A 12,243-nucleotide genomic window follows, 5' to 3' on the forward strand; every position below is an offset into this window, starting at 1 on the left:
TGCGCGTGCCCTAGCCCATCTATAGGCCCTGCGGCAATGTCCGCTGCGCCGCCTCTCAACGATCCTGCCCCGCTTGCCGCGATTGCTGCGCGCATCACGCGGCCCGTGGTGCTGGTGGGCCTGATGGGCGTGGGCAAATCAACCGTGGGGCGCAAGCTGGCCAGCCTGTTGCAGCGCGATTTTGTCGACGCTGACGAAGCGATCGTCGAAGCGGCCCAGCGCTCGATCCCCGAAATCTTCGAAACCTTTGGCGAGGCCTATTTCCGCGATGGCGAACGTCGCGTGATCGCCCGGTTGATGGACGAATCCCACGGGGTCATCGCCACCGGCGGCGGGGCCTTTGTCGATCCTGCCACCCGGGCACTGGTGCTGGAACGCGGGATCGCGGTGTGGATCGATTGCGACATCGACACGCTGGTCGAACGCACGGCGCGGCGCGGGAACCGGCCATTGCTCAAGAATGGCGATCCACACGACATTCTCACCCGGCTGGCGCAGGAGCGCGCGCCTTTCTATGGGCAGGCCCATATCCGCGTCATCAGCGAAACCGGCCCGCATGCCGATACCGCGCGCGCGATCATCGAGGCGATTGATCAATGGCTGTGATTCCTGTCGCGCTGGCCAGGCGCGCCTATGATGTGGTGATTGAGGAAGGCCTGCTTGGGCGTCTTGCCGAAGCAGCTGCGCCGTTTCTGAAGAGCTATGGTGCCGGACGCCGCGTGCCCTTCGTGGCTGATACCAACACCCAGCGACTTTATGGCGAGAGTGTCGCAGCCAATCTGGCTGCCCACGGGCTGGCGGCCGAATGGTTCGTGGTCGAGCCGGGCGAAGATGCGAAAACCTGGGGCGTGCTCGAACAGCTGTGCGACTGGCTGCTGGCCATGGGCGTCACCCGCAAGGATCACGTCTTCGCGCTCGGCGGCGGCGTGGTGGGCGATCTCGTCGGCTTCGCCTGCGCAATCACCAAGCGCGGCTGCGGCTTCGTGCAATTGCCCACGACCTTGCTGGCGCAGGTCGATTCGTCGGTCGGCGGCAAGACCGCGATCAATACCGCCGCGGGCAAGAACCTGATCGGGGCCTTCCACCAGCCAAGCCGTGTGCTGATCGACCCGCTGGTGCTCGCCACTCTGCCGGATCGCGAAATGCGCGCCGGCTATGCCGAGGTGCTGAAGTATGGCTTGCTCGGTGATGCGGCGTTCTTCGCCTGGTTGGAAGCGCATGGCGACAGTGTGTTGGCGCGCGAACCTGCCGCGCTCGAACACGCCATTTCTGTCAGCATTGCGATGAAAGCGCGGATCGTTGCCGAAGACGAGCGCGAGACCGAAGACCGGCGTGCGCTGCTCAATCTCGGCCATACTTTTGGCCACGCGCTGGAGGCAGAGACGGGCTTTTCGCAACGGTTGCTGCACGGCGAGGCAGTTGCCCTCGGCATGGTGCTGGCCGCGCGTTATTCGGCGCGGCGGGGCGAGATTTCAGCGGCTGCCGCTGAACGCGCCGCCTGCGCCATCGCAGCATCCGGCCTGCCTGCCAGCCTGCCTGCGCTGGGCCTCACCTGCGACGGTGCGGCGCTGGTGGATCACATGCGGCATGACAAGAAGGCGGAGGCCGCCACCCTGCCCTTCCTCCTGCTGCGCGGGCTGGGCGAGGCTTACGTGGCACGCGATGTCGATCTGGCTGATATCGCGGCGTTTCTGGACAGCGAACTGGCCGCATGATCATCGCGCGCGCCGATCTTGGGGATCCCCAAGTGCGGGCGCTGATCGCCTTTCACCAACAGGCGATGCAGGCTGGCTCACCCCCGGGTCGCAGCTTTGCGCTCGACCTGTCGGGGTTGTCCGATCCGGCGGTGACAGTGTGGGCTGTGCGGGTGGATGATCGGGTGGCGGCGATCGGCGCGCTCAAACTTTTGGGCGATGGTCAGGCCGAGCTCAAATCTATGCGCACTCACCCCGATTTCCTGCGCCGCGGGATTGCCGCCCGGTTGCTGGAGGTGATCATCGACCATGCGCGCAGCCAAGCGATCACGCGGCTCAGCCTCGAAACCGGCAGCGGCCCGGCGTTTGATCCGGCGCTGGCGCTTTACCGCAAGCGCGGCTTTGTAAATGGCGCGGCGTTCGGCGACTATGCCCTCACCGACTTCAACCAGTGCCTGCACCTGACCTTGGATTGATCAGGGCGGCTTGACCTAGGGCACAGCAACAAGCTGCAAGGTCACAACCTGCCGCACCGACCTTGCGCCGCGTGTGTCGCCTGCCACAGCGAGCCGGAACGGGCCGTCCTCGGCGTCGAGCATCGCGCCGTTGCAACGATCCGCCAGCACCACCTCGGCCTTGCCCAGCAATGGATCGAGTTCGCCGAGCGTGAAGACAACCCGATAACCGTCCTGCGCCTCGACCACCACGGCCATCAGCAGCGCAGGGCCGCGCAGGGCATTGCCAGACGGCGCGCCCAGCCTTGCCATCACATCGGCAAGCAGCGGCCCGGTGCAGGTCTACGTTTCCCCGTGATGGGTCAGTGTCACCTCATGCGTGGTCAGGTCCGCAATCGTCGCAGGCTCCACCGGCACCGCCATGTTCAAGGCCAGAGCTTCGAGTATCGGGGTGTCACTCCAGTTCGAGGATCACCGCATCCACCGCCAGGCTCTCGCCCTCCGCGGCGTTGATCTTGGCGATGACGCCTTCCTTTTCGGCGCGCAGGATGTTCTCCATCTTCATCGCCTCGACCGTGGCGAGCGGCTGGCCGGGCTGCACCGTCTCGCCCTCGGCGACGTGGAGCTTCACCAGCATCCCCGGCATCGGGCAGATCAGCAGGCGCGAGAGATCGGGCGGGACCTTCTCGAGCATCAGGCTTTCATGCCGCGCGAGCCGCTGCGGGATCACCAGCGCGGTATGCTGCGCGCCGCGGGTGGTGACCTTCCACTGGTTGCCCTGCCGCTCGACGATCAGGCCCAGCTTGAGGCCCGCGCCGTCGGTGGCTTCGGCCTGCGCCATGCCGGGCTGCCAGTTGCAGGTGCCCTCGACCTTGACGCCGTCCACCACCGCATGGCCCTCGCCGAGGGTGACGTGGAAGCGCTCATCGCCGAGTTTCACCATCCATTCGGTGGTGACGCGGATCACCCCCTCGCGCCCGTCATCGCCATCGAGCTGGCCCGAGATGCGGCGCGCGCGGCTTTGCAAGGTGAACTCGTTGCCCGCGCAGACCGCCGCGAGCAGCCGCTTCACTTCGTCCGACGTCGCCGCACCGTGGAAGCCTTCCGGGTATTCCTCGGCGATGAAGCCCGTGGTCAGCTCGCCCGAGCGGAAGCGCGGGTGCTGCATGATCGCGCTGAGGAAATCGACATTGTGGCCGAGCCCCTTGATCCGGAAATTGTCGAGCGCCTCGATCTGGAGATCGGCCGCCTCGTCGCGGGTCGGGGCCCAGGTGATCAGCTTGGCGATCATCGGGTCGTAGAAGCGCGAGACCTCGCCGCCTTCATAGACCCCGTCATCGACACGCACCGAGCCGGGTCCTCGCGCCACGCCCCGCCGCGCCTTGCCCGCCACCCGCTCGTCCTCGCTCCAACCGGGGAGCGGGGGTTGGTAGTGCACCAGCCGTCCGGTGCTCGGCAAAAAGCCGCGATAGGGATCTTCGGCATAGACGCGGTTTTCGATCGCCCAGCCGTCGATCCCGATATCGTCCTGCGTCATGGCAAGCTTCTCGCCCGCTGCGACGCGGATCATCTGCTCGACGAGATCGATGCCGGTGATCGCCTCGGTGACAGGGTGCTCCACCTGAAGCCGGGTGTTCATTTCGAGGAAGTAGAAGCTCTCCCCCGTCGGGTCGGCGCCGCTGACGATCAGCTCGACCGTCCCCGCAGAATAATACCCCACCGCTCGCGCCAGAGCGACGCATTGCTCGCCCATCGCCTTCCTCATCTTGGGCGTGACGAAGGGCGACGGCGCTTCCTCGACCACCTTCTGGTGGCGGCGCTGGATCGAGCATTCGCGCTCGTTCAGGTAGAGGATATTGCCGTGCTGGTCGCCGAGGATCTGGATCTCGATATGGCGCGGGTTGAGGATGAACTTCTCGATGAAAACGCGGTCATCGCCGAAGCTGTTCAGCCCCTCGCGCTTCACGCTTTCAAAGCCTTCGCGCACGTCGGCTTCGGAATAGGCCAGGCGCATCCCTTTGCCCCCGCCCCCGGCGCTGGCCTTCATCATCACCGGATAGCCGATCTCGTTCGAGATGCGCACCGCGTGCTCGGTATCCTCGATCTCGCCGACAAAGCCGGGGACGACATTGACGCCCGCCTCTTTCGCCAACTTCTTGGATTCGATCTTGTCCCCCATCGCGGCAATCGCGCCGACCGGCGGGCCGATGAAGGCGATGCCTTCCTTCGCCAGCGCCTCGGCAAAGGAAGTGCGTTCCGACAGGAAGCCGTAGCCCGGGTGGACAGCCTCGGCCCCGGTCTGCTTGCAGGCGGCGATGATCTTGTCAGCGATCAGGTAGGATTCCGCCGCGGGCGAAGGGCCGATATGCACCGCCTCGTCCGCCATCGCCACGAAGGGCGCGCGTGCGTCAGCGTCGGAATAGACCGCGACGGTCTTGATCCCCATTTTCCGCGCGGTGGTGATGACCCGACAGGCGATCTCGCCGCGGTTGGCAATCAGGATTTTCGAGAACAAGGGTTGGGGCCTCTCTCCAAAGGACATAACTCGCCAGCGGCTATGCCGAGGGATTGCATCGCAAGCAAGCTAGCGGATTTGCGGCATCGTCAGGCGCGTGCGGCGGCATAGGCGATCAGGCTCTCGGCATAGGCGGGTGCGCCGCGCCGATCACCCTCGCCGCTGACGAGGGTCTGCACCGCCTTGCCCAGCATGGCGATATTCGCTGGGGAGAGCTTGCCGAGCGGTTCCACGTAAATCCCGATGCCAAACAGGATTGCGCCCGTTTGCGGGAGCCGCCGCAAGGTCTGGCGCTCGGAGCGCACGAACAGGGTCTCGCCGGCGTTGTCGGGCGTCACATGGGCGAAGGCCTCGGCAGGCGGGCGGTCGGGAAGCCAGCGGCGCTCGCCCGTTGCCGCGATGAACCAGTTGCAGCGGGCGTAAATGGGGCCGGGGCGCAGGGTTTCCATGAAGCGGTCGACCCCGGTGGCGAGCTGCTCCTCGTAGCCCGCAATCGGCGCGTGGAGCGCGCGCAGAGGCAGACCGATCTTTTCCGCCGGGTGCCAATCCGAGGGCCATGCCACCGCCGCGCCGATGAGGCGGTAGACGTCCTCGCCCGGGCGCTGGGTCAGCAGGGCGAGGTCTTCATGCACCGCGAGTGCAGCCTCGGGGAGTGCGCCCTCCACACCGAGCATCGCCGCCAACTCGCGGCCCGGCGCTTCGACCTCCGGGGTGAGTTGCACGCCCTCGGGCCACTCGGCAAACCCCGTCGCCCGCGCCTCCAGATCGGGCGTGGGCTGGAGCCACTGGTGCTCCTCGAGCTTGACCAGCCCCATCCGCAGCTGACCACCCCCGCGCGCCTTGGGGAGCAGCGTGTCGACCGAGAAGCCGAGGGTCATGCCATATTACTCCGTCGCCCCTGCGCAGGCGGGGGCCCATGTGTCCGCTGCTGCGCGTGCCACAACCCGTGATGGATCCCCGCCTGCGCGGGGATGACGAAGATGGATCACCCCGCCCCTCCCCGCTGCTCGCAGCGCAGCGTGAAGCCGTATTCCTCGAGATAATCGGCCCCGGTCGGCAGCAGATATTGCAGCGCCTCGGGCAGCAGACCGTGCAAGCTGGTGGCGTGATGCAGTTCTTTCCGGCGGTCGGAGAAGCAATAGGGCTGGCTGTGCGGGAGCACCCCCAGCAGCCGCAGCATCCCGCTCTCGGTCGCCCCGCCCTCGTCGGCGAGGCTGAGGTAGATCGGCGGGCGCTTCTGATCGCCCAAGGGCTTGCGGCTCAGCGCCTCGCCATCCCATTGCAGGCTGGGCGAGATCGCCGCGTAGCCGGTGAACAGGCCGGGGGTGACCGCCCAGGTCTCGACCACGAAATGCCCCGCCGCGCTTTCGCCGACGAGGAAGGCGGTGCCATCAGTGCGGTAGCGCCCCTCGATCATGGGTTTGACGGTGTCGGCCAGCCATTGGCGGAACATCGCGCTTTCGCCCGCGCTCGGCCAACGCTTGCGCTCGGCGGTGTCGCCCGTCGGTGGAAGCAACTCGCGCTGGCGATCCCTTGTCTCGATCCCGACGATGATCGCGTCCTGACTGCGCCCCCACAGCGCCCCCCAGCGCATCAGCCCGGCACCCATCATCAGGTCCTGCGTCATCGCCCCGTCGAGCTGGTAGATCACCGGCCAGCGCTTGTCCGGCTCCTTCGCGTAGTCGGGCGGGAGGACGATATTGACGCTGCGTTCGGCGCCCAGCACCTCCAGCGTCACGCTTTCGCCGATAGTGAGCGGCTGCGGCTCGGCCGCGGGCTGCGCGCGCGCCACACCAGCAACAGCAACAAGCGCAAGCAGGATCAGGCGTGCCCGCATAAACTCACCTCGTCATCCCGGCGCAGGCCGGGACCCACAGCGGCACGCGCCGCAATCCGCGTCACTGGGCCCCGGCCTGCGCCGGGGGGACGGGAGGGACGAAAGGATCACTCCGCCGGAACCGCTGCCTTGCAGGCCCGCGCAGGCTCCTCGCCCTTCAGCGCGGTGAGACCGAGCTTGGCGAACAGAGCGCCGTCCTTGTCGTCGCCCGCATTGGGGGCGGTCAGCAGCTTGTCGCCGGTGAAGATCGAATTCGCGCCCGCGAGGAAGCACAGGGCCTGCGTCGCCTCGGACATGGACTCGCGCCCCGCCGAGAGCCGCACCATCGAGCGCGGCATGGTGATGCGCGCGACCGCGACCATGCGGACGAACTCGATATCGTCAATTTTCGCCAAGGGGGTATCCGCCAGCATGTTGCCCAGCACCGTGCCTTTGACCGGCACCAGCGCGTTGACGGGCACGCTCTCGGGGTGCCGCGGCAGAGTGGCGAGGGTGTGGACGAAGCCCACCCGGTCCTCGCGCGTCTCGCCCATGCCGACGATCCCACCGGAGCACACGTTGATCCCCGCCTTGCGGACGTGATCGAGGGTATCGAGGCGGCACTGAAAATCGCGCGTGCTGATCACCCGCTCGTAGTACTCCGGCGAGCTGTCGATATTGTGGTTGTAGTAATCGAGCCCCGCCTCGGCCAGCATTGCGGCCTGATGCGGTTCGAGCATCCCCAGCGTCATGCAGGTTTCAAGGCCCATGGCGGAGACGCCCTTCACGATCTCGACGATCGCGGGCATGTCGCGGTCCTTGGGATTGCGCCACGCCGCGCCCATGCAGAAGCGCTGGGAGCCCGCATCCTTGGCCTGCGCCGCGCGCTGGAGCACGGCCTGCACGTCCATCAGTTTTGTGGCTTCCACGCCGCTGTCGGCCTTCACCGACTGCGAGCAATAGCCGCAATCCTCAGGGCACCCGCCGGTCTTGATGCTGAGCAGGGTGCACAGCTGCACTTCGGTCGCGGGGTGGTATGCGCGGTGGACCGAGGCCGCCTGAAACAGCAGCTCGGTAAAGGGCAGGTCGAAGAGCGCCGCGATCTCGGTGCGGGTCCAGTCGGTGCGGGGGTGGGTCAAACCTCAAAACTCCGTTCGGGCTGAGCTTGTCGAAGCCCTGCTTTTCTACTTCATTCGGCCGATAAAGGGAAAAGCGGCCCTTCGACAAGCTCAGGGCGAACGGAGTTTAGGAACCCCTACTCCGCCGCCTCGTCCAGCCCCTCGCCGAGCGGCGGCATGTTGTGGCCGAGGAGCACCAGAATATCCGCCGCACACTCCACCACATTGCTTCCGGGGCCATAGATCCCCTGCACCCCCGCCTCGCGCAGGAAGTCATAGTCCTGCGGAGGGATCACGCCGCCGGCGGTGACCTTGATGTCGCCGCGACCGGCTTCGCGCAGAAGGCGGATCAGTTCGGGGATCAGGGTCTTGTGGCCTGCGGCAAGGCTCGATGCGCCCACCACGTCGACATTGTGTTCGAGCGCCATCGCGGCCGATTCCTGCGGGGTCTGAAACAAAGGCCCGGAGATCACCTCGAAGCCCATGTCGCCGAAGGCGCTCGCGATCACGTTGGCGCCGCGGTCGTGGCCGTCCTGACCCATCTTGGCGATCATGATGCGGGGCTTGCGGCCCAGGCGGCGGGCCACGGCCTCGACGCCATCGGTGACCTGCGCCCAGCGACGGTCGAATTCATAGGCGCTCTTGTAGACGCCCGTGACCGGTGCGGGGGTGGCATCGTGGCGGCCGAAGACCTCTTCCATCGCCGACGAGATTTCGCCCAGCGTCGCATCGTGGCGCGCGGCTTCCACCGCCAGCGCCAGCAGGTTTGCGCCCGATGTGCACCCTTCCGTCAACGCCGCGAGCGCCGCGCGGCAGGCGGCTTCGTCGCGGCCTTCGCGCACCTTGGCGAGGCGGGCGATCTGGCCTGCGCGGACCTTCTGGTTGTCGACCTCGAGCGTCTCGAGCGCGTCTTCACTTTCCTTGCGGTACTTGTTGACGCCGACGATCACGGTCTCGCCCTTGTCGACCTTGGTCTGCTTCTCCGCCGCCGCCCGCTCGATCGCGGCCTTGGGCGCGCCGGTGGCGACGAAGGCGGTCATGCCCCCCGCCGCATCGACCTGCTCGATCAGCTTCCACGCCTCGTCGACGAGGGTGGCGGTCAAAGCCTCGATGTAGTGCGAGCCGCCGAGCGGATCGACGACGCTGGTGATCCCGCTTTCCTCCTGCAGCACCAGCTGGGTGTTGCGGGCGATGCGGGCCGAGAAATCGGTCGGGAGCGCAATCGCCTCGTCCAGCGCATTGGTGTGGAGCGACTGGGTGCCGCCGAGCACCGCCGCCATGGCTTCCACCGTGGTGCGGATGACGTTGTTGTAGGGGTCTTGCTCTTGCAGCGAGACGCCGCTCGTCTGGCAATGGGTGCGCAGCATCTTGGAGCGTTCGTCCTTCGCCCCGAGGCCGTCCATCACCCGCCACCACAAGGTGCGCGCGGCGCGCAGCTTGGCTATCTCCATGAAGAAGTTCATGCCGATGCCGAAGAAGAAGCTGAGCCGCCCCGCGAAGGCGTCGATATCCAGGCCTGCGGCCATGGCGCGGGTGGCATATTCCTTGCCGTCGGCGATGGTGAAGGCGAGCTCCTGCACCGCGGTCGCCCCGGCCTCGTGCATGTGGTAGCCGCTGATCGAAATCGAGTTGAATTTCGGCATGTTGGCCGAGGTATAGGCGATGATGTCCGAGATGATCCGCATGCTCGGCTCGGGCGGGTAGATATAGGTGTTGCGGACCATGAACTCCTTGAGGATGTCGTTCTGGATCGTCCCGTCGAGCTTCTCCTGGCTCACGCCCTGACGCTCGGCGGCGACGATGAAGAAGGCCAGCACCGGGATCACCGCGCCGTTCATCGTCATCGACACGCTCATGGAATCGAGTGGGATCTGGTCGAACAGGATCTCCATGTCGGCGACCGTGTCGATCGCCACCCCCGCCTTGCCGACATCGCCGACGACGCGCGGGTGATCGCTGTCATAGCCGCGGTGCGTGGCGAGGTCGAAGGCGACCGACAGGCCCTTTTGCCCCATCGCCAGATTGCGGCGGTAGAAAGCGTTCGATTCCTCTGCCGTGGAGAAGCCCGCATATTGGCGGATGGTCCACGGGCGGCCCGCATACATCGAAGCCTTCACCCCGCGCGTGAAGGGCGCGAAGCCGGGGAGGCCCGGATCGAAGCCCGCGTGATCTTCCGCCGTATAGAGCGGCTTGATCGCGAAGCCCTCGGGCGTGTGCCAGATAAGGTCGCGGCCCTTCACTTCCTTGGCGGCGAGGGCGTTCCAGTCGGAGAGGGTCGGTTTTTGGGTCATACCTATACAATCCCGTACTGCTTCGTCCGCAGCTTCCTTAGCCCCAAAGCGATCCGGCGGCGGGTCGAGTGCGGGTGGATCACCTCGTCGATATAGCCGCGCTGCGCCGCCACAAACGGATTGGCGAAGCGGTCTTCGTATTCCTTGGTCTTCTCGGCGATCTTCTCGGGATTGTCGCGGTCCTGCCGGAAGATGATCTCCACCGCGCCCTTGGCGCCCATCACCGCGATCTCGGCGGTGGGCCAGGCGTAGTTCAAGTCGCCGCGCAAGTGCTTGGAGGCCATCACGTCATAGGCCCCGCCGTAAGCCTTGCGGGTGATGACGGTGATCTTGGGCACGGTCGCCTCGGCATAGGCGAAGAGCAGCTTCGCGCCGTGCTTGATGATCCCGCCCAGCTCCTGCGCGGTGCCGGGGAGGAAGCCGGGGACGTCGACGAAGGTGATGATCGGGATCTCGAAGGCATCGCAGAAGCGCACGAAGCGCGCGGCCTTCTTCGAGGAATTGATGTCGAGCACGCCCGCGAGCACCATCGGCTGGTTCGCCACCACGCCCACGGTGCGGCCTTCCACCCGGCCGAAACCGCAGATGATGTTGCCAGCGTGGGCGGGTTGAATTTCGAAGAAATCGCCCTCGTCCAGTACCTTGGTGATCACCTCGTGCATGTCATAGGGCTGGTTGGCGTTGTCGGGGATCAGCGTGTCGAGGCTGTTGTCGATCCGGTCCCATGCATCGCCGGTGGGGAGCACGGGGGCCTCGTCACGGTTCGACAGCGGCAGGAAGTCGAAGAAGCGGCGGGTGGCCAGCAGGGCTTCGACATCGTTCTCGTAGGCGAGGTCCGCCACGCTGGTCTTGGTAGTGTGGGTGATCGCCCCGCCCAGTTCCTCCTGCGTCACGACCTCGTTGGTCACGGTCTTCACCACATCGGGACCGGTGACGAACATGTAGCTCGAATCCTTCACCATGAAGATGAAGTCGGTCATGGCCGGGCTGTACACCGCCCCGCCCGCGCACGGCCCCATGATGAGGCTGATCTGGGGCACGACGCCGGATGCGAGCACATTGCGCTGGAACACTTCGGCATAGCCCCCGAGGCTCGCCACGCCCTCCTGAATTCGCGCGCCGCCCGAATCGTTGAGGCCGATCACCGGCGCGCCGACCTTCATCGCGGTGTCCATTACCTTGCAGATCTTCTCCGCATGGCGCTTCGACAGTGAGCCGCCGAAGACGGTGAAGTCCTGCGAGAACACGTAAACCAAGCGGCCGTTGATGGTGCCGCTGCCCGTTACCACCCCGTCGCCCGGAATGCGCTGGGTTTCCATGCCGAAGTCCATGCAGTCATGCTCGACATAGGTGTCGATCTCTTCGAAGCTGCCTTCGTCGAGCAGCACGTCGAGCCGTTCGCGCGCGGTCAGCTTGCCCTTGGCGTGCTGGGCGTCGATGCGTTTCTGGCCACCGCCCATGCGGGCGGCTTCGCGGCGGCGTTCCATTTCGGCGATATTGGCGGACAATGGGCATCCCCTTGTTTGGCGTGATTGGCCGCTGCGTTGCCTTAGCCTGTCCCAAGCGTCAACGTGGCAAAAGTGCGGGCGGTCAGAACCGCAGCGTCATGCGCCGCGCCAGCCAGGGGGCGACCGCCTCGACCGCGCGCAGCATCTTGGTCATGCCGATATTGGCCTCGTCGTGGTCCTGCTCAATTGCGGCGATGATCTGGCGGGCGCATTCTTCGGGCGGCATCTTCTTCATCGGGTTGCCATCATTCATCTGGGTGTCGACCACAGGTGGCAGAGCCTCGATCACCTGGATCGCGCTGCCCTTGAGCTGTTCGCGCAGGGCCAGCGAGTAGAACCGCAGGCCCGCCTTGGTGGCGCAATAGACCGGCTGACGCGCAGCGGGGGCGATCGCGAGGCCGCTCGTGACGTTGACGATCGCCGCCTGCGGACGGGCGCGCAGGCGCTCCACCAGCGCGGTGATCAGCCGGATCGGGGCGGAAAGATTGGCATAGATTGCCGCATCCGCCGCATCGGCATCAGGCGCGGCCTTGCGGAAATCGTGATCGACCAGCTGACCGGCATTGTTGATCAGCACATCGAGCTCGGTCTCGGCCAGCTGCGCGATCAGCGCATCGACCCCGGCAGGGTGGGACAGATTGGCGGCGATCACTTCGAACCCCGCGGCCCGCATCGCCTCGAGCCGTTCGGGGCTGCGTCCGGTGAGAATCACCCGCGCGCCCTTGGCCCTGAGTTGCAGCGCGATCTCGCGTCCAATTCCGGCACTGCCGCCGGTCAACAATACCGTCTTTCCTGCTAGCTGCATGATGCCCGCCTCCCAGCCCGTGGCTTACGAACAACGGTTGC

At 66.1% G+C, this 12,243-nt stretch carries 11 protein-coding genes; 3 read left to right on the top strand and 8 right to left on the bottom strand.

What is annotated here, in order from left to right; translation table 11 throughout:
- Nucleotides 1-36: 36 nt before the first annotated feature.
- From ACLBKT_RS07040 to ACLBKT_RS07050, 3 genes are read left to right on the top strand one after another with little or no spacing between them, the layout of a single operon-like run.
- Nucleotides 37-606, top strand: coding sequence for a shikimate kinase (locus ACLBKT_RS07040; RefSeq protein ID WP_410182223.1), 570 nt, complete (start codon nt 37-39; stop codon nt 604-606).
- Nucleotides 597-1,715, top strand: coding sequence for a 3-dehydroquinate synthase (gene aroB, locus ACLBKT_RS07045; protein WP_410182224.1), 1,119 nt, complete (start codon nt 597-599; stop codon nt 1,713-1,715). The genes ACLBKT_RS07040 and aroB overlap by 10 nt, the downstream gene beginning before the upstream one ends.
- On the top strand, nt 1,712-2,170 hold the full coding sequence (locus ACLBKT_RS07050; protein ID WP_410182225.1) for a GNAT family N-acetyltransferase: 459 nt from the start codon (nt 1,712-1,714) through the stop codon (nt 2,168-2,170). The genes aroB and ACLBKT_RS07050 overlap by 4 nt, the downstream gene beginning before the upstream one ends.
- 15 nt (nt 2,171-2,185) lie before the next feature.
- Here the strand turns inward: ACLBKT_RS07050 and ACLBKT_RS07055 are convergent, their stop codons facing one another.
- From ACLBKT_RS07055 to ACLBKT_RS07090, 8 genes are all read right to left on the bottom strand, one after another.
- Nucleotides 2,186-2,461, bottom strand: coding sequence for a hypothetical protein (locus ACLBKT_RS07055; RefSeq protein WP_410182226.1), 276 nt, complete (start codon nt 2,459-2,461; stop codon nt 2,186-2,188).
- A gap of 142 nt (nt 2,462-2,603) precedes the next feature.
- On the bottom strand, nt 2,604-4,664 hold the full coding sequence (locus tag ACLBKT_RS07060) for a biotin carboxylase N-terminal domain-containing protein (RefSeq protein ID WP_410182227.1): 2,061 nt from the start codon (nt 4,662-4,664) through the stop codon (nt 2,604-2,606).
- 89 nt (nt 4,665-4,753) lie between these two features.
- The gene (locus tag ACLBKT_RS07065; RefSeq protein ID WP_410182228.1) at nt 4,754-5,542 is read right to left on the bottom strand and encodes a heme-dependent oxidative N-demethylase family protein; all 789 of its coding nucleotides are present in this window, start codon (nt 5,540-5,542) and stop codon (nt 4,754-4,756) included.
- A 107-nt stretch (nt 5,543-5,649) separates the two neighbouring features.
- Complete coding sequence (locus ACLBKT_RS07070) at nt 5,650-6,501, bottom strand: alpha/beta hydrolase (protein ID WP_410182229.1); 852 nt, start codon at nt 6,499-6,501, stop codon at nt 5,650-5,652.
- A 107-nt stretch (nt 6,502-6,608) separates the two neighbouring features.
- A complete protein-coding gene (bioB, locus tag ACLBKT_RS07075) occupies nt 6,609-7,619 on the bottom strand; it encodes a biotin synthase BioB (RefSeq protein ID WP_410182230.1) in 1,011 nt (336 codons plus the stop codon).
- A gap of 116 nt (nt 7,620-7,735) precedes the next feature.
- Nucleotides 7,736-9,889 carry a methylmalonyl-CoA mutase gene (scpA, locus tag ACLBKT_RS07080; protein WP_410182231.1) on the bottom strand — a complete coding sequence of 718 codons (2,154 nt, stop codon included), beginning with the start codon at nt 9,887-9,889 and terminating at the stop codon, nt 7,736-7,738.
- Nucleotides 9,890-9,891: 2 nt separating this feature from the next.
- Nucleotides 9,892-11,397: an acyl-CoA carboxylase subunit beta gene (locus ACLBKT_RS07085; RefSeq protein WP_410182232.1), complete on the bottom strand. Its 1,506-nt coding sequence runs from the start codon at nt 11,395-11,397 to the stop codon at nt 9,892-9,894.
- Nucleotides 11,398-11,479: 82 nt separating this feature from the next.
- Nucleotides 11,480-12,202, bottom strand: a complete 723-nt coding sequence (locus ACLBKT_RS07090; protein ID WP_410182233.1) for an SDR family oxidoreductase — start codon at nt 12,200-12,202, stop codon at nt 11,480-11,482.
- Nucleotides 12,203-12,243: the final 41 nt, after the last annotated feature.

Origin of the sequence: Erythrobacter sp. W302b (assembly GCF_046452395.1) — a bacterium.
Taxonomy (GTDB): Bacteria; Pseudomonadota; Alphaproteobacteria; order Sphingomonadales; family Sphingomonadaceae; genus Erythrobacter.